Origin of the sequence: Sphingomonas sp. 179-A 2A2 NHS (genome assembly GCF_045371305.1) — a bacterium.
In the GTDB taxonomy this organism is placed as follows: domain Bacteria; phylum Pseudomonadota; class Alphaproteobacteria; order Sphingomonadales; family Sphingomonadaceae; genus Sphingomonas.
Genome location: NZ_JBIQDE010000004.1, coordinates 50,900 through 76,032 on the forward strand (window position 1 = coordinate 50,900; position 25,133 = coordinate 76,032).

At 66.7% G+C, this 25,133-nt stretch carries 25 protein-coding genes; 7 read left to right on the forward strand and 18 right to left on the reverse strand.

The window, feature by feature from the left end; genetic code table 11:
* Nucleotides 1-34: 34 nt before the first annotated feature.
* Nucleotides 35-1,189, reverse strand: coding sequence for an N-acetyltransferase (locus ACH0AE_RS09620; RefSeq protein ID WP_294441751.1), 1,155 nt, complete (start codon nt 1,187-1,189; stop codon nt 35-37).
* Between the two features lie 108 nt (nt 1,190-1,297).
* Between ACH0AE_RS09620 and ACH0AE_RS09625 the strand changes: the two genes are divergently transcribed.
* Nucleotides 1,298-2,377 (forward strand): fatty acid desaturase family protein, encoded by a 1,080-nt coding sequence (locus tag ACH0AE_RS09625; RefSeq protein WP_406875706.1) that lies wholly within the window; start codon nt 1,298-1,300, stop codon nt 2,375-2,377.
* 83 nt (nt 2,378-2,460) lie between these two features.
* Here the strand turns inward: ACH0AE_RS09625 and ACH0AE_RS09630 are convergent, their stop codons facing one another.
* The 7 genes from ACH0AE_RS09630 to ACH0AE_RS09660 all read right to left on the reverse strand — a co-directional run bounded on the left by ACH0AE_RS09630 (nt 2,461) and on the right by ACH0AE_RS09660 (nt 9,264).
* The gene (locus ACH0AE_RS09630) at nt 2,461-3,093 is read right to left on the reverse strand and encodes a DedA family protein (RefSeq protein WP_294441734.1); all 633 of its coding nucleotides are present in this window, start codon (nt 3,091-3,093) and stop codon (nt 2,461-2,463) included.
* A gap of 89 nt (nt 3,094-3,182) precedes the next feature.
* Nucleotides 3,183-4,586, reverse strand: coding sequence for a UdgX family uracil-DNA binding protein (locus tag ACH0AE_RS09635; protein WP_294441733.1), 1,404 nt, complete (start codon nt 4,584-4,586; stop codon nt 3,183-3,185).
* 14 nt (nt 4,587-4,600) lie between these two features.
* On the reverse strand, nt 4,601-5,086 hold the full coding sequence (locus ACH0AE_RS09640) for a hemerythrin domain-containing protein (RefSeq protein ID WP_294441732.1): 486 nt from the start codon (nt 5,084-5,086) through the stop codon (nt 4,601-4,603).
* A 35-nt stretch (nt 5,087-5,121) separates the two neighbouring features.
* Nucleotides 5,122-6,174, reverse strand: coding sequence for an SO2930 family diheme c-type cytochrome (locus ACH0AE_RS09645; protein WP_406875708.1), 1,053 nt, complete (start codon nt 6,172-6,174; stop codon nt 5,122-5,124).
* On the reverse strand, nt 6,171-7,361 hold the full coding sequence (locus ACH0AE_RS09650) for a parallel beta-helix domain-containing protein (protein WP_294441730.1): 1,191 nt from the start codon (nt 7,359-7,361) through the stop codon (nt 6,171-6,173). The genes ACH0AE_RS09645 and ACH0AE_RS09650 overlap by 4 nt, the downstream gene beginning before the upstream one ends.
* Before the next feature lie 67 nt (nt 7,362-7,428).
* On the reverse strand, nt 7,429-8,130 hold the full coding sequence (locus ACH0AE_RS09655; RefSeq protein ID WP_294441729.1) for an NTP transferase domain-containing protein: 702 nt from the start codon (nt 8,128-8,130) through the stop codon (nt 7,429-7,431).
* 27 nt (nt 8,131-8,157) lie between these two features.
* Nucleotides 8,158-9,264, reverse strand: coding sequence for an inositol-3-phosphate synthase (locus ACH0AE_RS09660; protein ID WP_294441728.1), 1,107 nt, complete (start codon nt 9,262-9,264; stop codon nt 8,158-8,160).
* 155 nt (nt 9,265-9,419) lie between these two features.
* Here ACH0AE_RS09660 and ACH0AE_RS09665 point away from each other — a divergent pair, with 155 nt between their 5' ends.
* The 3 genes from ACH0AE_RS09665 to ACH0AE_RS09675 are packed head-to-tail and all read left to right on the forward strand — an operon-like array spanning nt 9,420 to nt 11,312.
* Nucleotides 9,420-10,268 carry a CDP-alcohol phosphatidyltransferase family protein gene (locus ACH0AE_RS09665; RefSeq protein WP_294441727.1) on the forward strand — a complete coding sequence of 283 codons (849 nt, stop codon included), beginning with the start codon at nt 9,420-9,422 and terminating at the stop codon, nt 10,266-10,268.
* Nucleotides 10,268-10,720 (forward strand): MaoC family dehydratase, encoded by a 453-nt coding sequence (locus tag ACH0AE_RS09670; protein WP_294441726.1) that lies wholly within the window; start codon nt 10,268-10,270, stop codon nt 10,718-10,720. Before ACH0AE_RS09665 ends, ACH0AE_RS09670 begins: the two co-directional genes overlap by 1 nt.
* A 52-nt stretch (nt 10,721-10,772) precedes the next feature.
* Nucleotides 10,773-11,312 (forward strand): superoxide dismutase family protein, encoded by a 540-nt coding sequence (locus ACH0AE_RS09675; protein WP_294441725.1) that lies wholly within the window; start codon nt 10,773-10,775, stop codon nt 11,310-11,312.
* 53 nt (nt 11,313-11,365) lie between these two features.
* Here ACH0AE_RS09675 and ACH0AE_RS09680 read toward each other — a convergent pair whose 3' ends face one another.
* The 5 genes from ACH0AE_RS09680 to ACH0AE_RS09700 form a co-directional block, all read right to left on the reverse strand.
* Nucleotides 11,366-11,788 (reverse strand): Fur family transcriptional regulator, encoded by a 423-nt coding sequence (locus tag ACH0AE_RS09680; RefSeq protein WP_294441724.1) that lies wholly within the window; start codon nt 11,786-11,788, stop codon nt 11,366-11,368.
* A gap of 58 nt (nt 11,789-11,846) precedes the next feature.
* Nucleotides 11,847-12,326, reverse strand: a complete 480-nt coding sequence (locus ACH0AE_RS09685; RefSeq protein ID WP_294441722.1) for a GNAT family N-acetyltransferase — start codon at nt 12,324-12,326, stop codon at nt 11,847-11,849.
* Entirely contained in the window at nt 12,323-12,940 is a 618-nt protein-coding gene (tsaB, locus tag ACH0AE_RS09690; RefSeq protein WP_294441720.1) for a tRNA (adenosine(37)-N6)-threonylcarbamoyltransferase complex dimerization subunit type 1 TsaB, read from the reverse strand. Before tsaB ends, ACH0AE_RS09685 begins: the two co-directional genes overlap by 4 nt.
* Nucleotides 12,941-12,980: 40 nt before the next feature.
* Entirely contained in the window at nt 12,981-13,574 is a 594-nt protein-coding gene (locus ACH0AE_RS09695) for a malonic semialdehyde reductase (RefSeq protein WP_294441719.1), read from the reverse strand.
* 87 nt (nt 13,575-13,661) lie between these two features.
* Nucleotides 13,662-14,234 carry a NifU family protein gene (locus ACH0AE_RS09700; RefSeq protein ID WP_294441750.1) on the reverse strand — a complete coding sequence of 191 codons (573 nt, stop codon included), beginning with the start codon at nt 14,232-14,234 and terminating at the stop codon, nt 13,662-13,664.
* 101 nt (nt 14,235-14,335) lie between these two features.
* On the opposite strand from ACH0AE_RS09700, the gene ACH0AE_RS09705 reads away from it, so the two are divergent.
* Nucleotides 14,336-15,496, forward strand: a complete 1,161-nt coding sequence (locus ACH0AE_RS09705) for a winged helix-turn-helix domain-containing protein (protein WP_294441718.1) — start codon at nt 14,336-14,338, stop codon at nt 15,494-15,496.
* A gap of 12 nt (nt 15,497-15,508) precedes the next feature.
* Here the strand turns inward: ACH0AE_RS09705 and ACH0AE_RS09710 are convergent, their stop codons facing one another.
* Complete coding sequence (locus ACH0AE_RS09710; protein WP_406875711.1) at nt 15,509-16,330, reverse strand: aspartyl/asparaginyl beta-hydroxylase domain-containing protein; 822 nt, start codon at nt 16,328-16,330, stop codon at nt 15,509-15,511.
* Nucleotides 16,331-16,513: 183 nt separating this feature from the next.
* On the opposite strand from ACH0AE_RS09710, the gene ACH0AE_RS09715 reads away from it, so the two are divergent.
* On the forward strand, nt 16,514-19,450 hold the full coding sequence (locus ACH0AE_RS09715) for a pitrilysin family protein (protein ID WP_294441716.1): 2,937 nt from the start codon (nt 16,514-16,516) through the stop codon (nt 19,448-19,450).
* Between the two features lie 44 nt (nt 19,451-19,494).
* Here the strand turns inward: ACH0AE_RS09715 and ACH0AE_RS09720 are convergent, their stop codons facing one another.
* Together ACH0AE_RS09720 and ACH0AE_RS09725 are read right to left on the reverse strand one after the other, a co-directional pair.
* Complete coding sequence (locus ACH0AE_RS09720; protein WP_294441715.1) at nt 19,495-19,866, reverse strand: tRNA-binding protein; 372 nt, start codon at nt 19,864-19,866, stop codon at nt 19,495-19,497.
* Nucleotides 19,866-20,537: a glutathione S-transferase family protein gene (locus tag ACH0AE_RS09725; protein WP_294441714.1), complete on the reverse strand. Its 672-nt coding sequence runs from the start codon at nt 20,535-20,537 to the stop codon at nt 19,866-19,868. The genes ACH0AE_RS09720 and ACH0AE_RS09725 overlap by 1 nt, the downstream gene beginning before the upstream one ends.
* A 134-nt stretch (nt 20,538-20,671) precedes the next feature.
* Between ACH0AE_RS09725 and ACH0AE_RS09730 the strand changes: the two genes are divergently transcribed.
* On the forward strand, nt 20,672-21,517 hold the full coding sequence (locus ACH0AE_RS09730) for an enoyl-CoA hydratase-related protein (RefSeq protein WP_294441713.1): 846 nt from the start codon (nt 20,672-20,674) through the stop codon (nt 21,515-21,517).
* 4 nt (nt 21,518-21,521) lie between these two features.
* Here ACH0AE_RS09730 and ACH0AE_RS09735 read toward each other — a convergent pair whose 3' ends face one another.
* Together ACH0AE_RS09735 and ACH0AE_RS09740 are read right to left on the reverse strand one after the other, a co-directional pair.
* A complete protein-coding gene (locus ACH0AE_RS09735) occupies nt 21,522-23,309 on the reverse strand; it encodes a long-chain fatty acid--CoA ligase (protein ID WP_294441712.1) in 1,788 nt (595 codons plus the stop codon).
* A 71-nt stretch (nt 23,310-23,380) separates the two neighbouring features.
* Nucleotides 23,381-25,105: a gamma-glutamyltransferase family protein gene (locus ACH0AE_RS09740; protein WP_294441711.1), complete on the reverse strand. Its 1,725-nt coding sequence runs from the start codon at nt 25,103-25,105 to the stop codon at nt 23,381-23,383.
* Nucleotides 25,106-25,133: the final 28 nt, after the last annotated feature.

A 25,133-nucleotide genomic window follows, 5' to 3' on the forward strand; every position in this document is an offset into this window, starting at 1 on the left:
CGGCCGGCGTGCGAGGGCGCCGGCCACCGGGCTTCTAGAGGGTCTTCTCGTACACCTGATACACCTTGTTCACGCGGCTCTGGATCGTCTCGGCGATCGAGCGCATCCCCTGATTGTCGTCGAGGATCCAGCCGATCTCGCCCCGCGTCGCCCCATAATGCGTCACGGCCGCGCGGCGGATGTACTCGATCATCATGAAGGCGAGCTGGCTCGCAATGCGCGATGACTGCAGCTCCTTAACCACCCCCATCAGCGGCACGCGCATCGTGCGCGCCTTCGGGCGCCGCAGCCACAGCAGCATCTTCGCCCAGCCGAACGGCAGCAGCGAACCGTTCAGACCGGCCAGCGGCTCGTTCAGGTCGGGCAGGGTGATCATGAACGCCACTGGCCGGCCATCGAGTTCGGCGATCCGGATCAGGTCGTTGAACACGATCGGCTTCAGCTTGACGCCGACGTCCTTGATCTCGGGCGGGGTGAGCGGAACGAAGCCCCAATTGTCGCTCCACGCGTCGTTCAGGATCGACAGGATGATCGCCGCTTCCTCGTCGAAGCGCGTCTTGTCCACTTCGCGCACGACAATCCGCGAATTTTTCTCACCCGATTTGATGATCCGCTGCACGATCGGCGGAAATTCCTGCGTGATGTCGAGCTCATAGGTCATCAGCTGCTTCACCGGCTGATAGCCCGCCGCCTCGATCCAGCCGCGATATGCCGGCTTCGCATGGCCCATCATCACCGTTGGTGGATGGTCGAAGCCCTCGATAAGCAGGCCGGGCTCTTCCCAGATCGACTGGGAGATCGGACCGATCGCGCGTGTCACGCCCTGGCTGCGCAGCCACTCCTCGGCGCTGGCGACGAGTGTGCGGAACACCTCCTCATCCTCTGCCTCCATCAGCCCCCATTGCCCGCTGCCCGGGCCAAAGCCGCGCTCGACGGGCATCTCCTGCGCCAGCGTGTCGATATGGGCGGAGATTCGCCCGACAACTTGGCCGCTGCGCTCAGCAAGGAAAAGCTGGGCCTTTGCATGGCTGTACCACCCGTTCTTCTCGGGCGTGATGAGGCCCAGGGCTTCCCCCTTCAGCGGCGGCACCCAATTGGGATCGTCGCGATAAAGGCGGAAGGGAAGATCGACGAAGGTCCGGCGATCGCGCTTGCTGACAACCGGGCGGATGGTGACGGGTGAAGCCATGGTCGTCATCTAATCGCCCGGAACGATCATGGCGAGTGACCTTTCCATTGCTGATGCAGCCTGTTGTAGCCACCGTCTCGCCACTATCTTCTGGCAATGCCAACCGCCATGAACACCATCACTCTTGATCGAGCCGGCGCCGGAAAGCCGGCGGCCCGGGTGCCGATCGCCGACGACCGCGCGATGCTGAAGGCTGCGGCCGATCTCACCCGGGATCTCACGGCGGCGCGCCCGGCGATCTATTGGGCCGATTTCCTTGCCTCGGCGGTGATCGGCTATGGCGCACTGGCCGTGGCGATCATGGCGGGTCCGCTGTGGCTGACGATCGTCGCCGGTTTGGTCGCGATGCTCGCGCTGTATCGCGGCATGAGCTTCATCCACGAGCTGACGCACGTGAAGCATGCGTCGCTGCCGGGCTTCCGCGCAGGCTACAATGCCCTGATCGGCGTGCCGATGCTGGTGCCGTCCTTCATGTACGAAGGCGTCCACAATCTGCATCACGCTCGCACGCGTTACGGCACGTCGGAGGATCCGGAGTATCTGCCGCTCGCGCTGATGAAGCCGTGGTCGCTGCCCGTCTTCGTCGTCATCGCCGCCCTCGCGCCGATCGCGCTTATCTTCCGCTATGGCGTGCTTTCGCCGCTGTCGCTGGTGATCCCGCCGCTGCGCCGCGTGGTGGTTGAGCGGTTCTCCGCGCTCGCCATCAATCCCGATTTCCGCCGCCGCATGCCGGAAGGTGCGTTCGCCGCACAGTGGAACCGGATTGAGGCAGCCTGCGCGATCTGGGCCATGACGCTGATCGCGCTGGTCGCGACCGGCACCATGTCCTGGCGCACCTTTGCCATCATCCTCGTCATCGCGTCTGGCGTCGCGGTGGTGAACCAGCTGCGCACGCTAGTCGCGCATCTATGGGAGAATGACGGCGAGGCGATGACGGTGACGGCGCAGTATCTCGATACGGTCAACGTGCCGCCGCCGGCCACGCTGCCCGCGCTCTGGGCGCCGGTTGGCCTGCGCTATCATGCGCTGCATCACTTGCTGCCGGGCCTGCCCTATCATTCGCTGGGCGAGGCGCACCGCCGGATCAGCGCGGTGCTGGACATGGATTCGCCGTACCACAAGGCCAGCTACGCCGGCATGCCGGGGCTGGTGGCAAAGATCGCGCGAAGCACCATGCTCCCGCGCTGAGCCACGCCACGGCGGCGCCGCTCACTACAGTTCAGCCTTTTAGCGCCACCCCGGTTCGGGCCGGGGTGGCGCTCTCTTTATGGTCAGTGCTTCTTCTTCAGCCCGTGGAGCTTGTGCCACAGGTAGAAGCCGCCGGCCGCCACCAGCACGAGGCCGATCGCGAGGTCCGCCTGGTGGAAGAAGGCCTTCAGCCGCGGATCGCTGTTCCACGCCGTGCCAAGCTGCGCGCCGATCCAGGCGAGGAGGTAGCAGAACGGCCAAGAGCCGACGAACGTATAGACGTGAAAGGGGATCAGCTTCATCCGCGCCACCCCGGCGGGGAAGGCGATGAAGGTGCGAATGATCGGCAGCATGCGGCCGATCAGGATCGCCGCCGCGCCCCAACGGTTGAAGAAGCGGTCGGCCATGTCGAGCTCACCCGGCCCGATCAGGACGTATTTCCCCCATTTCTCCGCCATCGGACGCCCGCCGCGACGCCCCACCTCATAGGCCACGATCGAGCCGAGGTTGCAGCCGAGCGCGCCAGCGGTGGCAGCCAGATAGATGTTCATCTCCCCCGTCGACACGAGGTAACCCGCAAAGGGCATGATGATCTCGGACGGCAGCGGGATGCAGGCGCTCTCGATCGCCATAAGCAGCACGATGCCCCAGTAACCCCCAGCACGAATGACGCCCACGGTGAAGATCGCGAGCGCAGCAATGATCTTTTCGAACATGGCGGCGGATGTGCGGGAAGGGCATCGGCCGGTCAATCGGCGATGCGGCAGCGCAACAGATACTTATCCGAAGCCGGAAGCGCTGAAGTTCAGCCTGCCGCCGCCTTTGCCAGCTTCAGGTCTTCCACGAACCGCGCAAACTCGCTCGTGCGCGCCGCCTCGTCTGGAAGCCGCAGCAGATAACTCGGGTGGACGGTGATCCACGCCTCGCCGCCATCGCCGGGAAGGGCAAGAGCCCGCCCGCGTTCGCGGCTGATCGTCATCACCTTGCCGAACAGCGATCGCGCAGCGGTCGCACCCAGCGCCACCGTCACCTTGGGGCGTACCAGCATCTGTTCCTGCTCGATCCACCAGCGGCAGGCCTCGATCTCGCCGCCATCGGGCTTGGCGTGGATCCGCCGTTTGCCGCGGGGCTCGAACTTGAAGTGCTTCACGGCATTGGTGACATAGGTAGCGGCGCGGTCGATCCCCGCTTCCCCCAACGCCCGGTCGAAGACTTGCCCTGCCGGGCCCACGAAGGGATGTCCTGCCAGATCCTCCTGGTCGCCCGGCTGTTCGCCGACGAACATGATGCTGGCGCTTACCGGCCCTTCGCCGAACACGGTTTGGGTCGCATTCTTGTACAGGTGGCAGCGCGTGCAGCCCATCGCCTCCTCGCGCAGTGCGTCCCAGGCGATCTGGCTGTTGCCGCCGAGGTCCGTCCTCGCCGCCGTCCGTGCCTTTGCGATCATCCCGCTCTCCCGTGCCTGCGCCGTCGCCAGCAGTTCCGAGACCAACGCGGTTTCCGGCATGTTTTTCCAGTATTTGCGCGGCATCTCCTTCAGCATCGCGCCCACCTTCACCCGCGCGGGATTGAAGATCGATGCATAATAGGTCTTCCACACCTCCTCGATGGGATCGCCCTCGGGCGCATCCGCCTTGGTGGCACCGGGGCCCTCGCTCAGCGCCGCGCCATCCCAGTGAAGCGATACCTCCGGCGTCAGAATCGACCAGCGCATGCTGGCGAAGCGATTGACGAAGAAGGCCGCGTTGGCGCGCACGATATGATGCTCGGGCTCGAACCAGGCGACATAGCGGCCGGCGCCATCGTCCTCCGTCACTTCGCGGAAACGCAGGAAGGCGCGCATCTTGTGGATGTCGCGCCGCACATGCTTGGCCAGCCCCTCCAGCCGCCGCACCAGCGGGTCGGCATGATCCTCGATCAGCCCCGTCTCGCGCCGCAATCGGGTGAGCAGCCGGTAGAGCAGCGAGAACCGCTCGGGATCGCGGTTCAGGATCGCGTTGCGCGCCAGATCGAGGAACGCGCGCGGCACCTTGAACGCCGGTGCCGCCGTCGCGGCACTTGGTTCAGCCGCAGTCGCGAACAGGTCGGTCGCTTGCCCGCCTGCTTGCCACACCACGTCCTCCGCCGGCACGTCGTCCGCCAGCAGCCCGCGCGCCGCGTCACGCCAGGCGTCGAAATCGTCCGACGCGGGAAGGGTGATGAGGCGCATCTAGCGGGCGGCGATCACTCGCGCTCGTCGCTGCCCGGCGGATTGTCGCGCGCGATCTCCAGTTCCTTCGGCTTCCGCTCCTCATAGGTCGCCGCCATCTTCTTCTCCGTCGCGTCATCCAGCTCCTCGTCGGCGGCCGGGAACATCTCCTCCTCTTCCTCGTCGATGTGGTGCTCGTAGCGGTGGCGCATGTGGAAGAACTTGGACTCCCACTCGTCAGATCCGAAATCGAGATCCATAAGCTCGCCCAGCAGATCATCGACTTCCTTGTGCTCGGACACCGAATGCCGCGCATCGTCGCGAAGCTCGGGATTGCCCAGCATCACGGCGTAGAGCGATTCCTCCTCCGCGGCGGCATGGCTCTGCAGCTCGAGCCGAAACGCTTCGAACAGCTTCTGGCGCTTCTTGGTATCGCCGCGCAGCTCGGCCAGCTCCTTCAGCATCTCGCGCTGCTTGTCGTGATCGGCCTTCAAGTCACGATAGATTTGCGCCTGGGTCATCGTCCGGTCTCCTCCGCGTCATGCGGCAGAACAGGTCAATGGCCCCCGGGTTGCTGTTGCGATCCGTTTTCAGCCGGCATCGCGGCGATCCAGTCACGCAGCAGCGCGATCGCCTCCTTGTGCGCCGTCGCGCGACCGATCTCCGGCATGGCGATGCCGGGCTCGGTCGATTCCATGCGATAGAGCAGGATCGAATTCTCCGGATGCCCCGGCGCGATCGCGAAATCCCGTGCGCCCGATCCACGCCCCGCCGCCACCGGCCGCTTCAGGAGGCCCTGCGCCACGGGATCGCTTTCGCTGGTTAGCAGGAACAGCCCGGAATTGGACGCCGCCCCCTCTCGCCGGTGGCAATGCGCGCAATTCACCTCGAGATAGGCGCGCGCCCGGTCAGCCAGCGGCGCGCTCGCATCGTCCCAGCGTAACAGCCGCGGCGCGTCACCGGGCGCGCGATCGAGCACGCCGGCGGCAACCAGCGCCTGCAGCTGCCGCCCATCATTGAGGTTGCGCGCGGTCGGCCCGATCGGGGTGATGGCGCCGCTCAGCGCATGGCATTCCTTGCACTGATTCTGGTTCGGCACCTGGTAGCTGATCGTCCGCGCCTCGCCTGATGGATCGGTGAACATCACCGGCATCCGCGTTCCGGCGCGCTTCAGCACCGCGTCGCTCAGGTCATCGTTCCAGACATAGGGCAGCGCCACCCAGCCGCCGGCGCGATGCAGCAGCACCCGCGTCTCGATCGGGCGAAAGGCGGCGCCGGCGCCATAGCCGAACGTCTTGATCAGCGCGGCGCCGATTGGGAACGCGAGCACGCCTTGCGCATCGTACCGCGCCGGCTGCCCGGCGGGAACGTAGATGTACCGCTGCTTCTCGGCGTAATCGGAGAACAGCGGCGTGTTGAGATGATAGCCGGTCACGCGCGTCGCCGGCGTGCGGGTCTTCAGATCGCGGAAGAAGCCGAACGCCGACAGGGCAGGGGGATAGCCGTCCGACATGATCGCCGCGTCGTTCACGCTGTCGCCGGGCTGCCCCCCGATCGCTGCGGAGACGAAGAGCGCGGCAGCCGCGAGGAGCGCCGCGACCCCCTTCACTTCGCCGCCGCCTCCATCGCCGCCGGTAGCACCACTGGCGCCCGAAGCGCCGCCGGCGTGCGCTGCAGATCGACCGGTGTCGGCCGCGCGTTGGTCGGCGCCTCGCCCGCCTTCAGCCCCAGGCTCAGTACCTTGCTGTCGCTCACCGTCAGCGAGTTCGCGTCACCCGTCCCGTCCCACAGCACCGCGGGGATCGCGCCGCCCATCGCCGCGGCCAGCTGCTCGCCGCCCGGCAGCCCCGGTGCGAAGCCCGCTGGCCCATGTGTATTCTTCGCCACCACCACGTTGCGCGGCAGCGGGTTGTACTTCGCGTCCTGATAGGGGTTGCGATAGCTCACGATCATCACGTTCGCGGTGGCGTTCTTCGCCAGCGCATTGTCGGTGATGAACACGCCGTCATTGGCCATCACCAGCACGCCCGTGCCCTTGGGCACCTGCGCCACGATGTTGCCCTTGGGCGCGAAGTTCGGCGTGTCATTGTCAACCACCGTGTTGCCATAGACCCGCACGTCGCCGCCATTGCCGCGCGGCAGGTTGGGCAGGTCGAACACCAGGATGCCGCCGGTGTTGCGGGTCGCGGTATTGCCATAGACGTCCGCGTGACGGCTGTTCTCTATCTCGATCCCCGCGACATTCTGCTCGACGATCGAGTTGCGGACGATGATGTCCTCGCTCTGGCCGACATAGATGCCGGCATCGGATGCGCCGCGCACCATCCCGCCGTCGACCAGCACGCTTTTGCTCTCGACCGGATAGATGCCGTAGGCACCATTGGTTTCCTTCGGCCCGCCGGTCCATTCGACGCGAATGTCCTTGTACACGATCCGGTCCGCGCCCTTGGATTTGATGCCGTCGCCCTTGCTGTCCTCGATGGCGAAGCCGCGCAGCACCACGTCGTCGGACGTAACGAGCAGGCCTTCACCGGCGCCCTGCTGTCCTTTGAAGCTGAGCACCGTCTTGTCCGGCCCCGCGCCGCGTACGGTGACGCCGCTCACGTCCAGGCTGAGGCCGTCGGTCAGGTCGTAGCGCCCGGCGGCAATCGCCACCACGTCGCCCGGCTTCGCGTCGAGCAGCGCTTCCTGCAGCGCCTCCTGCGCATTGCCGCTGGGGCTGACGCTGATGGTGCGGGCGGCGGCCGGCGTCGCGGCAAGCGCGATCAGCATGGCGGTCGCGGCGAAATTGCGCATCCGACTCTCCCCTGTATCTTTTCAGGGGAGCATAGCGCGACTTACAGCGGTGTAAATTGGCCGCAGATCAGGCGGCGGCGGCGAAGGCGTCCTCTGCCTGCGCCAGCGCGCGCGGATCGTCCACATCGAGCCACCATGCGTCGCCAATGTCGATGACGCGTGCGTCGCCGGTGGCCGCCAGCGCCTCGACGCCGGCCGAGATCGATCCGGTGCCACCCTCCGCGATCGAGCGGCGCAGCGCGGCATGGAAGCGGCCGTCGACGGCGAACACGCCGCAGTCGAACGCGTCATAGCCTGGCAGGTGCTTGCCGATCGCCACGATCCGGTCACCGTCGGTGCGCACGCGGGTTACGTCGTCCATGTCGACCAGCGGATTGTCGAGCCGCCGGTCGATCGCCAGCGTCAGCGCGGCGGGCGGCGCCGCGATGGTGCGCGCGACGATGGCGGGATCGAACAGGTGATCCGCCATCATCAGCAAATGCGGCGCCGGCCCGAGCACGTTGGCGCCGGTCAGCACCGAATGCCCGTTGGCCAGGTTCCAGTCGGCAGTCTCGACGCACCGGATGCCCGGATCGAGCCGGTTGAGGAAGGCGCGCAGCCGATCACCCTCATGCCCCGTCACCACGACGAAGCCCGTCGCCCCGCCGGCCCGCGCCGCCGCGATGACACGCGCGATCAGCGGCGTGCCGGCGACCAGCGTCAGCGGCTTGGACGGGGAAACCGCGCGCAGCCGGCTGCCGAAGCCGGCTGCGACGATCAGTGCCTGCATGGCGGCGCGCTCCGACCGGTAGGTCGCTTACTCCGCGGCGATCCGCGCATCGGCGTGGATGAAATCGTCGGTCATCTGCGCGGCGACGTCGTCGGTGAACTGCTCCGGCGGGTGCTTGCAGAAGAACGACGACGGCCCGGTCAGCGCACCTGCAGTCCCGCGCTCCAGCGCCACCTTCACGCAGCGGATGGCATCGACCACCACGGCCGCCGAGTTTGGCGAATCCTCCACCGAAAGGCGAAGCTCGAGATTCATCGGCACGTCGCCGAACAGATTGCCCTCAAGCCGCAGGAAGCACAGCTTGTTGTCGTGCAGCCACGGAATGTAGTCCGAAGGGCCGACGTGGATGTTCTCGTCCGCCAGGCGCTCGGCCAGCACGGCCTGAACTGCTTCGGTCTTCGATTCCTTCTTGCTCGACAGGCGGTTGCGGTCGAGCATGTTCATGAAGTCGGTGTTGCCGCCGGTGTTCAGCTGGTAGGTGTGATCGATCGTCACGCCGCGCTGACGGAACAGGTTCGAAAGCACGCGGTGAACGATCGTCGCGCCGACCTGGGCCTTCACGTCGTCCCCGATGATCGGCAGGCCAGCGTCGGCGAACTTCTTTTCCCACTCGGGACGGCTGGCGATGAAAACCGGCATGCAGTTGACGACGCCAACGCCCGCTTCGAGCGCGCATTCCATGTAGAATTCGGTCGCTTCCTGGCTGCCGACCGGCAGGAAGTTCACCAGGATCTCCGCGCCCGATGCCTTCAGTTCGGCGACGATCTCGGCCTTGGAGGCATCGCGCGTATCGTCGATCTCGAAACCGCGGTCGTTGGCTGCCGACAGCATGTGGGTGGCGACGCCGTCGAGCTTCGCACCCATCTTCACGATCGTGCCCGTCTCCGGCACGTCGGCGTGGAACACCTTGGTGCAGTTCGGCTTGGCGAAGATCGCCTTGCCCAGATCCTGGCCAACCTTGCGCGAATCGACGTCGAACGCGGCGACGAACTCGAGGTCCGACACGCGATAGCCGCCGATCTCTTCGTGGATCAGGCCGTGCGCGGTGTTGCTGGCGGCATAGTGATACTTGCCCTGGACCAGGCTCGACGCGCAATTGCCGACGCCAATTACCGCAACTTTAATCGTCGCCATCTTTTTCTGATTCCTAAAACGCCGGTTCCCCCCGGCGAAGACAAAAGGATTGCAGCGTCGTGACAGATGCGCGACGCCTGTCAAGCGACGCGTGCCGGTGCTAGGGGCGGTGCAAGGGGACGCGAAAAGTGGCGACGATCGAATTGCGACCGACTGTGACGGGAAAGCCTCGCGAATTGCAGGGTTTTCTCAACCGGACGATCTATCATCCAGCAGCCCGCCGGCTGGCCACCATGCTGGTTCCGACGCCGGTTACGCCGAACATGGTGTCCGTTTTCGGGGCTGCGATGGTGGTCACGGCGGGCATTCTCTACGCCTGGGTCGGCACGCCGCTGGCGATCGCGATCGGCTTCGCGCTGCACCTGCTTTGGCACGTCGTGGACGGCGCCGACGGGGATCTCGCGCGCATGAGCGGACGGGCCAGCCCGCGCGGCGAAGTCGTTGACGGAATGTGCGATTATCTCGGCCATACAGCGCTTTACCTGATGTTGGCGAGCGCGCTGGACGACAGCATTGGCGCGATCGCCTGGGTGCTGGCGGTCTCGGCCGGCGTGTCGCGCGCCGTCCAGTCCGTCTTCGCGGAAAGCTCGCGGCGCACCTATCAATGGTGGGCCTATGGCGTGCCTTGGATCCAGCAGAACAAGAACGCCGCGACCGGCGCCGGCGGCGCACTCGCCAGGCTCTATCTTGCGGCAGCCAGCCTCCTGAACGGGGCGACTGCCCGGGTGAACACGCTCGTCGCCAGTGCCGAAGTCGACCCGGCGGAGCGGCAGCGGATCGCGCGGCTGGCGCGCGAATCGGGGCCCGGCTTCCTCGCCATCCCGGCAGTGCTCGGCGCCAACCCGCGCACGATCATGCTCGGCGTCAGCATGATCGCCGGCAGTCCCTTGTGGTTCTTCATCGTCGAGGCAACGATCCTCAACGTCGTTTTGGTGGCCGGCGTGCTGCGCCAGCATGCGCAGTGCCGCCGACTCGTTTCTCTGATCGCGCGGGGGCATGACTGATGGCGGGGCTGTGGTTCGAGGAGTTCGAGGTCGGCCAGCGCTTCGTCCACGAGATCCGGCGCACCGTGCTGGAATCAGACAATATGCTGTTCTCGGCGCTCACCTATAATCCGGCGGCGCTGCACATCGATCACGCCTATGCCGCCACCACCGAGTTCGGAAAGCCGCTGATCAACTCGCTCTTCACGCTGGGCCTCGTCATCGGGCTCAGCGTGCAGGACACCACCTTCGGCACGACGATCGCCAATCTCGGCATGAGCGAGACGGTCTTTCCAAAGCCTGTGTTCGCCGGAGACACGATCCGGGTCGAGACGGAAGTGAAGGCGCTTCGCCCCTCCGCGTCGCGGCCGGGGCAGGGGATCGTCACCTTCGAACATATCGGCCTAAACCAGCGCGACGAGATCGTCTGCCGTACCACGCGCGCTGCGCTGATGATGGCCAAGCCCGCCTGACGGGGAACAGGTTATGGCGACGCTCGTTTCGTCGTCGAAACGGGAGAAGATCATGATTCGTCTGACGGTTGCTGCTGGCCTTGGCGCCTGTGCGCTCGCGCTCGCCGGGTGCAATGAAGACAAGCTTGAAACGGGCACGCCGCTGCCGGGCGCGCCCAGCGCGGTTGCGATGCTGCGCACCGCTGACGGGGCCGATGTCGGCCGTGCCACGGCGACGGACGCCGCGGGCGGGCTGCGCGTCACCGTCGACGTCAAGGATCTGCCGGCCGGCACGCACGGCGCGCACGCGCACACCGTCGGCCGCTGTGACGCGCCCACCTTCGAAACGGCGGGCCCGCACTGGAATCCCACCAGCATGAAGCACGGGACGATGAACCCGCAGGGTCCGCATTACGGCGACATGCCCAACATCATCATCGATTCGGGCGGTCGCGGCACCGTCGCCGCCACCATCCCCGGCGCGACGCTAGCCGGCCTGCTCGATGCGGACGGCGCGGCGTTCGTGATCCATGCCGGCCCGGATGATCTGAAGACCGATCCCTCGGGCAACAGCGGCGGCCGCATCGCCTGCGGCGTGTTCCAGGCGTCCTGACATGAAAAAGGCGGGTGCCTCGGCACCCGCCTTCTTGTTCTCGGAGCGGTCGCTCAGTCCTGGCGGTTCAGCCGAACGCCGTAGAGCTCCATCCGGTGGTCGACCAGACGGAAGCCAAGGCGCTCGGCGATCTGCTTCTGAAGCAGCTCCAGTTCCGGATCGACGAACTCGATCACGCGCCCGCTCTCCACATCGATCAGATGATCGTGATGCGCCTCGGGCGAGGGCTCGTAGCGCGCGCGGCCATCGCCGAAATCGTGTCGGTCGAGGATGCCGGCCTCTTCGAACAGCCGCACGGTGCGATAGACAGTCGCGATCGAAATTCCCGGATCGACGGCAGAGGCACGCTCATACACCTTCTCCACGTCGGGATGATCGTCCGCCTCGGATAGAACGCGTGCGATCACGCGGCGCTGTTCGGTGATGCGTAGGCCCTTTTCCTGGCAGAGGGCTTCAAGGTCGATCTTACGTGGCATGGTATCTCATGTAGTGCGGAGTGCGCGCAGCGAAAAGCGCGAGCGACTCGCAGGATGGTCAGTCTAGCGAAAGCGCGTAGCTGTGGGCGTCGAATGTCTGCCCGGTTCGCCCGCGATAGTAATCGCGCCGCTCCCCGGTCTTGCCGAACCCCTGTGCCTCATACAGCGCGATGGCGCCATTGCCGGCGCGCACCTCCAGGTGGACGCGCTTGACGCCGCGCCCGCGCGCCTCTGCCAGCACGCTGCGCAGCAGGGCGGCGCCGATGCCGCGCCGGCGAAAGCGGGGGGAAGTGGCGAGAAGCAGCAACTCGGCCTCGTCGAGGATCGCGCGCGCCAGGGCGAAGCCGGCGATTTCGCCCTCCACCCGCGCCAGCGTCAGCCACACGCCCGGCATGCCGAGGATGCCCAGGCACTGGCTGCGCGTCCATGCCTCGCCGAAGCGCGGCTCGAACGCCTCGGCCATCACGCTGTCCACCGCGTCGATGTCAGCCGCGGTGCCGGTCAGCAGTTCGACCATGCGAAGGCTCGTGGCGCTCATGCCGGCACCTTCGCATCGGGCGCCCGACCGTAGATTGGGCTCGGCGGCAACGAGGTGAGTTCGGCCGGCAGCAGGTACGCGTCGGCGGCATTCGGTAAAGCGTCGTGCGTCTGTGCACATCCGTCGACAGTTGCGAGCCAACGCACACCATTGCCGACCGCGGGGCGACCATTGAGCGCCGCCATTGCCGCATCCGGGCGCAGTGAAACCAGCGTATCTTCCGGTGTCAGCGGCGAGGCACGATATCCCTGCATGAACACCTCACCGTGCCCGCCCTCCAGCACCACGGCAAGGGGTTCCCCTATGCCGCGCGCGAAAGCCGCCGCGGCAACGATCGCGGTGGACAAATAACCATGCACCGGCACCGACCAGCCAAGCCCCAGCCCACGCGCGGCCGCGATCCCGACGCGAATGCCGGTGAAGCTGCCGGGGCCAACGTCGACCAGGATCGCGTCCGCGCGTCCGCCTCCGGGCAGTTCGGCGATCATCGGCACCAGCCGCTCGGCATGGCCGCGCCCGACCACCTCATGCCGCGACGCGACGACCGCTCCGTCTTCAATCAGCGCGACGGAGCAGGCGGCGGTGGCCGTATCGATAACGAGCGTTCGAGGCATCCCGCCCTTTCACCCGCCGTGCGCGGCGGCTCAATCCCGATCAGGCGAGCCGGTTGAACTTTTCGAACGCCGGCCGCGGGCTGCGCTCGAAGATCGTCGACGGATCGCCATGACCAAGCGTGGAGATGAAGTTCGTCCGCACCCCGGGCTGATCGGCGAAGAACGCCTTGTCCACCTCGCCCGCATCGAAGCCGCTCATCGGTCCGGTGTCGAGGCCAAGCGCTCGCGCCGCCAAGATGAAATAGCCCCCCTGAAGCGTCGAGTTGCGGAACGCCGAGGCCTCACGCAGCTCCGCATTGCCGTCGAACCAGCTCTTCGCGTCGGTGTGCGGAAACAGCTCGGGCAGATGCTCGTGAAAGTTTACATCCATGCCGATCACCACCGACACGGGCGCCTTGCGGATCTTGTCGGCATTGCTGTCGCTGGCGCAGGCCGCGAGCTTCTCCTTCGCCTCCGGCGTGACGCACCAGACGAGGCGTGCGGGAAGTTGGTTCGCGCTGGTCGGCCCCATCTTCATGAGGTCCCAGATCGCGCGCAGCTCGTCCTCGGTAACCGGCTCGTCGGTGAAGCCATTATAGGTCCGCGCCGTGCGGAACAGCTGGTCGAGCGCGGCATCATCGAGGCGAGCGGACATCGGGAACTCCGTCATGGGATCAGGAAAGAAGGACGAATCACATCCGCGATCCCGCCGTCACGAAGTGGCGGGAAGCGCAGCGGCCGGTCAGACCGCGCGAACCTCGGTCACTTCGGGCACGTAATAGCGCAGCAGCTGCTCGATGCCGTTCTTCAGCGTCGCGGTGGAGGAAGGGCAGCCGGCGCACGCGCCCTGCATCCGCAGATAAACCTTACCCTTGTCGAACCCGCGATAGATGATGTCGCCGCCGTCGTTCGCCACGGCCGGGCGCACCCGAGTCTCGATCAGGTCCTTGATCTGCTCAACGATCTCCGCGTCGGCAGGATCGTCCGTGAACGCTTCCTCTGCCGGCGGAACGGAGAAGCCGGCGCCTCCGCTGCGGAACAGTGGCATCTGCGCAGTGAAGTGGTCCATCACGATGCCAAGCACATCCGGCTTCACGTCGCGCCACTCAGCGCCTGGCGCGATCGTCACCGAGATGAAGTCACGGCCAAAGAACACGCCCGTCACGTCGCCAAGATCGAACAGCGCCGTCGCGAGCGGGGAAGCTTCCGCCTCCTCCGGCGTTGCGAAGTCGCGCGTGCCCGCCTCCATCACGATGCGCCCTGGCAGGAACTTCAGCGTCGCCGGATTGGGGGTCGGTTCGGTTTCGATCAGCATGATTGCCATGTGGCGTGCGCGGGCAGGGGGATCAAGCGCCGTACCGGAAAGGATTGGTTTCCGTTCGCACAGCCCGGCTGTCGCCGCTAGCATGGCGCCCGATGACGGAACGTATCACTCCCGCCTTGGCGCGCCGTATCGCGCTGGCGGCACAAGGGTTCGGGGCCGCGCGTCCGGCGCGGGTCACGGGGGCTCATCTTCGCCGCACGCTGGATCGTCTGGCGCTGCATCAGATCGACAGTGTGAACGTGCTCACCCGCGCGCATTACATGCCCGCTTTCTCGCGTCTGGGCTCCTACGACACCACGCTGGTCGATCGCGCCGCCTGGGGCACGCGCGGCCAGCGGCGGATGTTCGAATATTGGGCGCACGAAGCCTCGCTCCTGCCGCTCGAACTTCACCCGCTGCTGCGCTGGCGGATGGACCGCGCCGATCGCGGCATGATGCGCTCCGCCGGCATGCGCGCGTTCGCGGGAGAGCGCCGCGGCGAGGCCATGGCCCTCCTCCATCGTATCCGCAGCGAAGGCCCGCTCGCCGCATCCGACATCGAATCGAGCCGCACCGGCTGGTGGATGTGGAGCGACGCCAAGCTCGCGCTCGAGTGGCTGTTCTACGCGGGCCACGTCACCACTGCGACGCGCCGGCGCGGCTTCGAGCGGGTCTATGACGTGCCCGAACGGGTGATCCCGCGCGCGATCCTCGATCTGCCGACCCCTGACGAAGCGACCGCGCAGGCGGCGCTGGTGGCGCGTGCGGCCCGCGCCCTGGGGGTCGCGACGGCCACCGAATTGCGCGACTATTTCCGGCTCAGTCCCGCCGACAATGCCGCCGCGATCACCCGGCTGGTGGAGGAGGGGGTGCTCCGCCCTGTTACCATCCCGGGCTGGCCCAAGGCTTACATCCATCATCAGGCACGTCGCCCACGCCGCATCACGGGGCAAGCGCTGCTTGCCCCGTTCGATCCGTTGATTTGGGAACGCGCCCGTACGGAGCGCTTGTTCGGCTTCAACTACCGGATCGAGATCTACGTGCCTGCGGCGAAGCGTCGCTACGGCTACTACGTGCTGCCGTTCCTGCTCGACGGCGAACTCGTCGCGCGCGTGGATCTGAAGGCCGATCGCCAGCGCCGGCGCCTGCAGGTGCAATCCTGTCATCTGGAGCCTGGCGCCCCGCCCGATACGTCCGAGCGGCTGGGCGCGGAGCTGGAGCTGATGGCCGGCTGGCTCGGCCTCGATTCGGTGATCAGCCGGCCGCAGCCCTGAAGGTGCTGCCGGTCAGACGTCCAGCTGCTTCACCGCCGCATTCCACGACGCGATATTGTCGCGCGCCTCCTGCACGAAGGCGGAGCGGCGCACGAAGCCAAGGAACAGGTCTGCGATCCACTTGCCCGGGTTGCGCAGCGGGCGCGCGAACTGGATCAGAAGCACCACGCGGGTACCGCTCGTCTCGTTCCACACCTCGTGATCATAGGTGTCGTCGAACACCAATGTCTCGCCCTCGGACCAGCGCACGAAGCGGTTGTCGACCCGCATCCGCACGTCGCCGTCGCGTGGCACGACCAGGCCAAGATGGCAGGTGATCAGCCCCTTGGTGACGCCGCGGTGCGCCGGGATATGCGTCCCCGGTGCCAGGATGGAGAAAAAGGCGCTGTTGAGGCCGGGGATCTGCTCCACCAGTGCCGTTGTCTTCGGGCACCGCGCCGCATTCTCGTCGATGCGGTAGCTGTAGCCCCACAGGAAGAACGATCGCCACATGTTGATCTTCGCGATCGAGCGGTGATCCGGGGAGATCGTCGCCAGGCTGGGGCTGGCGTCGCCCTGCAGCGCAACGGCCACCGCCTCGTCACGGATCGTCTGCCAATTGTCGCGCAGCACCTGGGTCCAGGCGAAGTTGCGCACGTCCAGCACCGGATCGTTCGGCACCAGCGACGATGAGGCGATCATGCGATCGAACAGGCCGCGAAGATGTTTGCCGATGCGGATGATTAGCGGACGTCCCGGCTCTGCGCGAAGCTCCGGATCCGGCGCGGCCTTGGCCGGCGCCGGGATGCCGGTCGCCATCGCCATCGTCCCGCCGGGGCCGAATTCCTGCCGCATTTGCCGCCGCTTTTCGCTGGTCGTGCTCACGTCCTTGGCCCATTTCGCCTGCGGCCCTGGCGGCCGTCTGCTGGGATATGGGTGCTAGGCGCGATTCGAGACGGAAAGATGGCGATTGCTGGGTGATCGAAAGATCGTCGCTGGGGTGTGGCGGCGTACCGCGCACGCGGGTACAAGCATGCCATGATCGTATCTTTGCGCGCGTTTGCTGCGCCGCTCGCTCTCCTCTCCCTCCTCGGCTCGGCTGCCGTTCCCGCGATCGGCCAGCAGGCCGCGCGCAAACCCGCCGCGGCCGCCGCCCCGGCGACGGCCGTTGCGCCGGCAGGACCATCCACGATCGTCGATCCCGCATCGATCAAGGTCGATACGTCGCCGTGGCTGTTCAAGGGATCGGACATTCCGCCCGATCCGGCGTGGAACTTCGGCACTCTTCCGAACGGCCTGCGCTACGCCGTTCGCCGCAATGGGGTGCCGCCCGGGCAGGTTGCGGTTCGCGTGCGGATCGACGCCGGTTCGCTGAACGAAACCGATGACGAGCGCGGCTACGCCCACCTCATCGAGCATCTGTCGTTCCGCGGCTCGCGCTACGTTCCCGATGGCGAGGCGAAGCGTGTGTGGCAGCGCTTCGGCGCCACCTTCGGGTCGGATTCGAACGCGCAGACGACGCCGACGCAGACCGTCTACAAGCTCGATCTGCCAGCCGCGACCGAGGCGAACCTAGACGAGAGCCTGAAGATCTTCGCCGGCATGATGTCAGAGCCCGGCATCAACGACCAGGGCCTCGCTGCCGAGCGCCCGGCCGTCCTGGCCGAGCAGCGCGAGGCGCCGGGCCCACAGGTCCGCCTGGCCGACGCGCGCAACTCCCTGTTCTTCGCCGGGCAGCCGCTCGCGGATCGCTCGCCGATCGGCAACGTCAAGACGCTGGAAGCGGCCACCGCCGCGAGCGTGAAGGCGTTCCACCAGCGCTGGTATCGCCCGTCTAAGGCCGTGGTGATCATCTCCGGAGACATCGATCCGGCGGTGTCGGCCCGCCTCATCGTCAAGAACTTCGGTGGTTGGCAGGGCGTCGGGCCGGAGCCTGCCGATCCTGATTTCGGCAAGCCCGATCCCAAGTCGGCGCCGACCGCGACTATCGTCGAACCCTCGCTGCCGCCGCTCGTCATCTCGGCGGTGCTTCGCCCGTGGGTCTATCGCGACGATACGGTCATCTTCAATCAGAAGCGGCTTGTCGATCTGATCGCGATGCGCGTGATCAACCGGCGCCTTGAAACGCGCGCGCGCGCCGGCGGCAGCTTCCTGCAGGCAAGCGTCAGCCTGGAAGATGTCGCCCGCTCTGCCAACGGCACGTTCACCAGCATCCTGCCGGTCGGTGACGATTGGGAAGCGGCGGTGAAGGAAGTACGCGCCGTGATTGCGGATGCCATGGTGTCCCCGCCCACCCAGGCGGAGGTGGATCGCGAAGTGGCCGAGTTCGACGGCGCGATGCGCAATGACGTCGAGACGGCGCGGGTCGAGGCCGGTGCGAAGCAGGCCGAAGATATGGTCCAGGCGCTCGACATACGCGAGACGGTCGCGGGCCCGCAGGAATCCTATCGCATCTTCCTCGATGCGCGGCAGAAGGGAATGTTCTCGCCGGCTGCCGTGCTCGAATCCACCCAGCGCGTGTTCAAGGGCGATGCCCAGCACGCCTTGCTCAACACCCGCGTCGCCGACCCGGGCGCCGCGGCGAAGCTTGCCGCGGCACTGACGGCCGATGTGTCGAAACTCGCTGGCCAGCGGGCGCGGCAGAATGCGGTGAACTTCAAGGACCTGCCGAAGCTCGGCAAGCCCGGCACCGTCACCTCGCGCGAATCGATCGCCGATCCCGGTGTCGAGAAGATCGTCTTCTCGAACGGGGTGCGGATGCTAATGTATCCCAACAACTCGGAAACGGGGCGCGTGTATCTGCGGGTGCGCTTCGGCCGCGGCTATGCCGCGCTGCCGGCGGACAAGCCGAGCAGCGCCTGGGCTGCGGATGCCGCGCTGGTGCAGAGCGGCATCGGCAAGTGGAACCAGGGTGATCTCGACGCGCTCACCACCGGCCGGCGCATGGGGCTCGATTTCGACGTCACCGACGACGCTTTCACCATGAACGCGCAGACGACGCCGGGCGACTATGCCGACAACCTCGCGCTCATGGCCGCAAAGCTTGCCGCGCCGCGCTGGGATCCGGCGCCGGTTCTGCGCGCCAAGGCTGGTGCGCTCGCAGGCTACGCCGGCTTCGATTCCTCGCCCGACGGCGTTCTGTCGCGTGATCTGGAGCGCAAGCTGCGCGATGGAGACACGCGCTGGGGTCCGCCGACGCGTGCCGAAATCGAGGCGCTAACGCCCGAGAACTTCCGCGCCACCTGGGAGCCGCTGCTCGCCACTGGCCCGATCGAAGTCGACGTGTTCGGTGACGTGAAGCCCGATGAGGCGATTGCCGCGGTTGCACGCACCTTCGGCGCGCTCAAGCCGCGCACCGAGGCGCCGGTGGTGGCACCGGGCGCTGCCTTCCCGGCACATGTCGATCGTCCAGTCGTGCTGACTCACCAGGGCGCCGACACGCAGGCGGCGGCGGTCATCGCCTGGCCGACGGGCGGTGGCACCGACGGCATCGCGGAAAGCCGCCGTCTCGACATCCTGGCGGCGATCTTCGGTGACCGGCTGTTCGATCGCCTGCGCTCGGTCGCCGGCGCCAGCTACAGCCCCAGCGCGGTGAGCCAGTGGCCGCTCGGCCTCCAGTCCGGCGGTCGCTTCATCGCCATCGGCCAGGTTGCGCCTGACAACGTCGAGCTGTTCTACAAGCTCAGCCGGGAAATCGCGGCCGAGCTCGTGGCCAAGCCGGTGGACGAGGATGAGCTGCGCCGCGCAATCGGGCCGATGATGCAGTACCTCGCCCGGGCATCCTCCGGGAACCAGTTCTGGCTGATCCAGACGAGCGGCGGCGCCTATGACGACAAGCGGCTCGCCGGCGCGCGCACGCTGGTGCAGGACTATATGTCGATCACTCCGGCAACGCTGCAGGCGACCGCCGCGAAGTATCTGCGGCCGGAAAAGGACTGGACGCTGGTAGTCCTGCCAAAGGCGGCAGCGAAGTAAGCCGGAACGGGGCGGGTCGATCCCGGCCCCTCAGGCGGTGCGGCTCAGAACAGCCGGCCGCCGTTCGGCACCGGCAGGCTGGGCGCCGTCAGCACCACCTTGCCGTCCGCATCCGGAAAGCCGAGCGTCAGTACCTCGCTCATCATCGGCCCGATCTGGCGCGGCGGGAAGTTGACCACGGCGGCCACTTGCTTGCCGACCAGGTCCTCGGCCGAATGGTTCTCCGTGATCTGGGCCGAGGAGCGCTTGCGGCCGATCACCGGGCCGAAGTCGATCATCAGCTTCAGCGCTGGTTTGCGCGCTTCCGGAAACGGCTCGGCCACCACGACCGTGCCGACGCGGATGTCGACCTTCAGGAAATCGTCGAAGCTGATCGTCTCGGCGGCCGGCGCCGCGGCATCATGGTTGGCGTGCATCAGAAATCCGGGTTCTCGTAATATTCCGGCGGTTCGATCCCGCTCATCCGTTCGGCCAGCAGCGGGCGGAAGCTGCGGCGGCTCTTGAACGCTGAGTACCACGCCTTGGCATGGGTATGGCTCGACCAGTCGATTCCGCCTAGATAATCGGCGACCGAGATATGCGCGGCGGCTGCAAGGTCGGCGAGGCTGATCGTCGCGCCGGCCATCCACTTGCGATGGTCCAGCAGGAAATCGATGTAATCCAAGTGGCCGATGGCGGATTTCATCGCCTCGCGCAGCCGCGCGGCATTGGGCGACTGGCGATGCACCAGCCGCTTCACCATCCGCTCTTCCAGCAACGGCCCGCTGACATCGCGATAGAATTGCGAATCGAACCAGGTGACGAGCCGGCGGATCTCGGCGCGATTGGCGGCCGATCCGTTGATCATCGCGGAGCGTTCGACCGTCTCTTCGAAATATTCGCAGATCGCCATCGAATCGATCAGCACCGTGCCGCGTTCGGCGTCCACCATCACCGGCGTCTGGGCGGCAGGGTTCAGGTCGACGAACTCGTCGCGGCGCGCCCAGGGCATCTCACGGATCAGCTCGTAGCCGACGTCCTTTTCGCCCAGCAGGATGCGCACCTTGCGCGTGAAGGGACACAAGGGGAATTGGTAAAGCTGCCACATACGGACCAGTTAGGCGCAGCCGCGGCGCGGCGGAAGCCGGTTTGGCGAAGGTTCGCCACCAGATGGCGCATAGCGGAACAGCGGGTTATGCCGATCGCGACAAGCGGACGTCTTGATCCGCACGAGGAGAGCCGATGACCTTTGAACAGATCCGCTACACCACCGATGGTCCCGTCGCGACGATCACCCTCGCCAGGCCCGACAAGCTGAACGCCTACACCGCCATCATGGGCATTGAGCTTGCTGCCGCGATCCGTCAGGCGGGTGAGGACGATGACGTCCGCGTGATCGTGCTGACCGGTGAGGGCCGGGGCTTCTGCGCAGGCGCCGACATCTCCGGCGGCGCGGACAGCTTCGGCAGTGGCGGGCCGAACTTCGCCGCGGCTGACCGCCCGCGCGAGGAAGGTGGCGGGTTCGTCGGTGCCCTGTTCGAAAGCACCAAGCCGACGATAGCGGCGATCAACGGCGCCGCGGTCGGCGTTGGCGCGACGCTGACCCTGCCGTGCGACGTCCGCATCGCCGCCGACAGCGCCCGCTTCGGCTTCGTCTTCGCTCGCCGCGGCCTGGTGCCCGAGGCGGGCAGCGCCTGGTTTTTGCCGCAAATCGTGGGCCTGCCGCAGGCGCTGCGCTGGTGCCTGTCAGGCGCGATCTTCAATGCCGACGAGGCGCTGAAGGGAGGGTTGGTCAGCGAGGTCGTCCCGTCCGACGCGCTCCTTGCCCGCGCGCATGAAATCGCATGCGAGATCGCGGAGAATACTGCGCCGGTCTCGATCGCACTCACCCGCCAGATGCTGTGGCGCTTCGCCAGCGAGCCGTCGCCTGCCGGCGCGCTGAAGGTCGACGGCGGCTTTGCCATGGCGCTTGGCGCCGGGCCGGACGTGCGTGAAGGCGTCGCCGCCTTCCTCGAGAAGCGCGCGCCCGCGTTCCCCGGCCGGATCGCGACTGACATGCCCGCCGGCTATCCCTGGTGGGATCGCTGACGCTTCAGCCCTTGTAGAGCGCGTCGAGCCGTTCGCCGTACACATCCCTCAAGACGTGGCGGCGGATCTTTAGGCTCGGCGTCATCTGTTCATTCTCGATCGTGAACGGCCCGTCGGCGAGAATGAAGCGCCGCACCCGCTCGATCACCGAAAGCTCCTTGTTGGTCCGCTCGACCGCGTGGCTGATCGCGGCGCGATAGTCCGGATCCTCGGCTAGCGTCCGAAAGTCGCACTTTGTGCCAGTGGCGGCGCAGAATTCCTGGGTCCACTCGGGATCGGGCACGATCACTGCCACCATGTGCGGCCGGCGATCACCGGCGATCATCGCCTGCATGATCTCGGGCTGAAGGGTCAGCATCCCTTCCACCTTCTGCGGGGCGATATTGTCGCCCTTGTCGTTGATGATGAGGTCCTTCTTCCGATCGGTGATCTTGAGCCGGCCCGCCTCGTCGAAAATCCCGATATCGCCGGTATGCAGCCAGCCGTCGCGCAGCACGCGCGCGGATTCGGACGGGTTGCGCCAATAGCCGTGCATGACGAGCTCGCCGCGCACCAGGATCTCGCCATCCTCCGCGATCTGCACCTCGGTATGGGGAAGGGGCGGGCCGACACTGTCGACCGTCACGCCCGCCTTCGGCCGGTTGCACGAAATCACCGGCCCGGCCTCGGTCTGGCCATAGCCCTGCAGGAACATGATCCCGAGCGACTGGAAGAACAGGCCGACCTCGGGGGTCAGCGGCGCGCCCCCGGAAACCAGCGCCTTCATCCGTCCGCCGAAGCGCTTGGCGATCTTGGGCTTGAAGACGGTATCCACCATCAGCGCCTTTGGCCGGTCGATCAGCCGCAACGATCCCTCGGCGCGCTTCTCTCCGATGTCGAGCGCGGCGCCCAGCAGCCGCTGCGCCATGCCGCCCTGCTTGGCGATCCCCTTGCTGATCCGCGCCCGAAGCACCTCGAACAAGCGCGGCACGACGAACATGATCGTGGGCTGGGCCTCCTCCATGTTCGCCGCCAGTTTCTCCAGGCTTTCGGCGTAATATATCTGTCCGCCCATGCCGATCGGCAGGAACTGCCCTCCAGTGTGCTCGTAGGCGTGGCTGAGCGGCAGGAACGACAGGAACACTTCCTCGCCCCAGCCCAGGTCCTCGGAAATCACATCCGCGCAGCCTGCGACATTGTGCAGGATCGCGCCATGGTGCTGCATCACGCCGCGCGGCGCACCGCCGGTGCCGGAGGTATAGATGATGCAGGCGGTGTCGGACCGGGCGAAGGTCGCCTGCGCTGCGATCAGCTCGGGCTCGGCGGGATGATCGTCGATCAGCCCCTGCCAGTGGCAGCTGCGCACGCCCAGCGGACGCGGCCGCAAATGCTCGATCGCGATGACCGTTTCGATATGCGTCGTGCGCAGCACCGCCTTCAGCAGCACGTCTGCCAGCTTCTGTGTCGAGACGATGACAGCACGCGCACCCGAATTCTCGATGATATGGGCGTGATCGCGCTCGGTGTTGGTGGTGTAGGTCGGCACGGTGATGCAGCCAGCCGCCATGATGGCGAGGTCGCTCAGGCACCATTCCGGCCGGTTCTCGCTCACCAGCATCACCCGATCGCCCGGCTGAAGCCCCTGTGCCTTCAGCGCCGTGGCAAGGCTCGCCACCTGGCGCGCCGCTTCGCCCCAGGTGGTCGGCTGCCACTCGCCGCCCTTCTTCGCCCACAGGAAAGGCTCGTCACGCTGCTCCGCGGCGCGGGTGAAGAACATCGTGACGAGGTTCGGAAAATGTTCGAGCCTGCGCATCTCAATCCCCTCTGGTCCTCCCGCCGGCCCGCGCGTTTCGCTCGCGCAGCTGTTTCGGGAAGCTTCTTATTCTATTCGCGCACCGCATTGCCGACGCCGCGTGGATCGGCAGCGCCGACCCAGCCAGCCGGCGTCTTTTCCGCCGCATTGGCCTTCAGCCCGAGCCGCCCGACCGTCACCTTGTGGCCCATCGCCTTCAGCGCCGGCTTCATCGCGGCTAGGCTCGTGCCCTGCTCCAGCACCACGCCGTCGCGGTTGAAGAAGATGAGGCCGAGGCCCAGCGCCTCGCGCGCCGGCAGCTTCCAGTCGACATGGGCGATGATCGCCTTTGCCACCTGCATGATGATTGTCTTGCCCCCGGCCGCGCCAACGGTGAACACCGGCGCGCCGCTCGCGTCATAGACGATCGTCGGCGCCATCGACGACAGCGGGCGCTTGCCCGGCTCCACCCGGTTCGCCACCGGCGCGCCGTCCTTCTCCGGCGCCAGCGTGAAGTCCGTCAGCTCGTTGTTGAGCACAAAGCCGTTGGCGATCAGCTGGCTGCCGAACGGTCCCTCGACCGTGGAGGTCATGGTCGCGATGTCGCCCGCGCGATCGATCGCGATGAAGTGCGTGGTGCTCGGCACTTCACGCTGCTCGGCCGCGGTCCGGGGCTGAGCGCCAGGGGGCGTGCCGGCCTCATAGGTGCCGAGTGCGCGCGTTTGCGAGATAAGGCCGGAGCGCTCGGCGATGTAACCGCGGTCGATCAGCCCGGCGACCGGCACGTCGACAAAGTCGGGGTCACCCAGATACTTTTCGCGATCGGCATAAGCGAGCTGCATCGCCTCGGCGATCAGGTGCCAGCTTTCCGGCGAATCCTTGCCCAGCTTCTGAAGGTCGAACCGCTCGAGCATACCCAGAATCTGCAGCACAGTGGTTGCGCCCGACGACGGCGGCCCCATGCCGCACACCTTGTACGTGCGGTATGTGCCGCAAACGGGTGCGCGCTCCTTGGCCTGATAGGCAGCAAGGTCGGCCGTGGTCATCTTGCTCGGCGCCACCGACGTGGTGGTCACTGCGCTGATGATCGCCTTGGCGTTCTCGCCCGTATAGAAAGCGTCCGGTCCTTCCTTGGCCAACCGGCGCAGCAGCTTGCCAAGCGCCGGGTTCTTCACCGTCGCGCCTTCGACCAGCGGCTCACCGTTCTGGGAGTAAAGTGCGGCGACGTGCGGGAACCGCCCGCCGGCCGAGCCGGTCCCCGTCGATGCGCCGCCCTCGGGCCCGGCCACCGCCGTGGTGCCGCCAGCCCACAACGGGGCAAGATTGGTGCTCGCCGCCGCCATTGGGCGGGTTACGCTATAGCCGTTCTCGGCAAGCCGGATGGCGGGCGCGAACAGCGTCTTCCACGGCAGCTTGCCCCACTTCTTGGTCGCCAGCGCCATCAGGCGGATGTTGCCCGGCACGCCGACTGACTTTCCACCCGGGAACGCCTGGATGTGGGGCACTGGCTTGCCATCTGGCCCCAGGAAGAGTTCCGGCGTCGCCGCCATCGGCGCCGTCTCGCGCCCGTCGATTGTCTCCAGCGGGCCGGTCGCGCTTTGATGCAGCAGGAAGCCGCCGCCACCGATGCCGCTCGACTGCGGCTCGACAACGGTCAGCGCCAGCATCATCGCCATGGCGGCATCCGCGGCGGATCCGCCGGCGCGCAGGATTTCCTGCCCGGCAGCAGTGGCACGCGGGTCAGCAGAGGTAACCATGCCCTGCGCGAGGGCGGGAAGCGGGGTGATCAGCGCAGCAAGCGCCAGCAATCTCTTCATGCGGCGGGACCCTATCGGGGGCTTGCTG

What these genes read in the sequence shown, in the direction of transcription:
- ACH0AE_RS09625 (WP_406875706.1), top strand. Translation starts at nt 1,298, where the DNA reads ATGAACACCATCACTCTTGATCGAGCCGGCGCCGGAAAGCCGGCGGCC.
- ACH0AE_RS09630 (WP_294441734.1), bottom strand. Translation starts at nt 3,093, where the DNA reads ATGTTCGAAAAGATCATTGCTGCGCTCGCGATCTTCACCGTGGGCGTC.
- ACH0AE_RS09730 (WP_294441713.1), top strand. Translation starts at nt 20,672, where the DNA reads ATGACCTTTGAACAGATCCGCTACACCACCGATGGTCCCGTCGCGACG.
- ACH0AE_RS09700 (WP_294441750.1), bottom strand. Translation starts at nt 14,234, where the DNA reads ATGCTGATCGAAACCGAACCGACCCCCAATCCGGCGACGCTGAAGTTC.
- ACH0AE_RS09620 (WP_294441751.1), bottom strand. Translation starts at nt 1,189, where the DNA reads ATGGCTTCACCCGTCACCATCCGCCCGGTTGTCAGCAAGCGCGATCGC.
- ACH0AE_RS09685 (WP_294441722.1), bottom strand. Translation starts at nt 12,326, where the DNA reads ATGAGCGCCACGAGCCTTCGCATGGTCGAACTGCTGACCGGCACCGCG.
- ACH0AE_RS09670 (WP_294441726.1), top strand. Translation starts at nt 10,268, where the DNA reads ATGGCGGGGCTGTGGTTCGAGGAGTTCGAGGTCGGCCAGCGCTTCGTC.
- ACH0AE_RS09715 (WP_294441716.1), top strand. Translation starts at nt 16,514, where the DNA reads ATGATCGTATCTTTGCGCGCGTTTGCTGCGCCGCTCGCTCTCCTCTCC.
- ACH0AE_RS09650 (WP_294441730.1), bottom strand. Translation starts at nt 7,361, where the DNA reads ATGCGCAATTTCGCCGCGACCGCCATGCTGATCGCGCTTGCCGCGACG.
- ACH0AE_RS09710 (WP_406875711.1), bottom strand. Translation starts at nt 16,330, where the DNA reads ATGCGGCAGGAATTCGGCCCCGGCGGGACGATGGCGATGGCGACCGGC.
- ACH0AE_RS09640 (WP_294441732.1), bottom strand. Translation starts at nt 5,086, where the DNA reads ATGACCCAGGCGCAAATCTATCGTGACTTGAAGGCCGATCACGACAAG.
- ACH0AE_RS09705 (WP_294441718.1), top strand. Translation starts at nt 14,336, where the DNA reads ATGACGGAACGTATCACTCCCGCCTTGGCGCGCCGTATCGCGCTGGCG.
- ACH0AE_RS09675 (WP_294441725.1), top strand. Translation starts at nt 10,773, where the DNA reads ATGATTCGTCTGACGGTTGCTGCTGGCCTTGGCGCCTGTGCGCTCGCG.
- ACH0AE_RS09635 (WP_294441733.1), bottom strand. Translation starts at nt 4,586, where the DNA reads ATGCGCCTCATCACCCTTCCCGCGTCGGACGATTTCGACGCCTGGCGT.
- ACH0AE_RS09695 (WP_294441719.1), bottom strand. Translation starts at nt 13,574, where the DNA reads ATGTCCGCTCGCCTCGATGATGCCGCGCTCGACCAGCTGTTCCGCACG.
- tsaB (WP_294441720.1), bottom strand. Translation starts at nt 12,940, where the DNA reads ATGCCTCGAACGCTCGTTATCGATACGGCCACCGCCGCCTGCTCCGTC.
- ACH0AE_RS09680 (WP_294441724.1), bottom strand. Translation starts at nt 11,788, where the DNA reads ATGCCACGTAAGATCGACCTTGAAGCCCTCTGCCAGGAAAAGGGCCTA.
- ACH0AE_RS09660 (WP_294441728.1), bottom strand. Translation starts at nt 9,264, where the DNA reads ATGGCGACGATTAAAGTTGCGGTAATTGGCGTCGGCAATTGCGCGTCG.
- ACH0AE_RS09735 (WP_294441712.1), bottom strand. Translation starts at nt 23,309, where the DNA reads ATGCGCAGGCTCGAACATTTTCCGAACCTCGTCACGATGTTCTTCACC.
- ACH0AE_RS09740 (WP_294441711.1), bottom strand. Translation starts at nt 25,105, where the DNA reads ATGAAGAGATTGCTGGCGCTTGCTGCGCTGATCACCCCGCTTCCCGCC.
- ACH0AE_RS09725 (WP_294441714.1), bottom strand. Translation starts at nt 20,537, where the DNA reads ATGTGGCAGCTTTACCAATTCCCCTTGTGTCCCTTCACGCGCAAGGTG.
- ACH0AE_RS09720 (WP_294441715.1), bottom strand. Translation starts at nt 19,866, where the DNA reads ATGCACGCCAACCATGATGCCGCGGCGCCGGCCGCCGAGACGATCAGC.
- ACH0AE_RS09655 (WP_294441729.1), bottom strand. Translation starts at nt 8,130, where the DNA reads ATGCAGGCACTGATCGTCGCAGCCGGCTTCGGCAGCCGGCTGCGCGCG.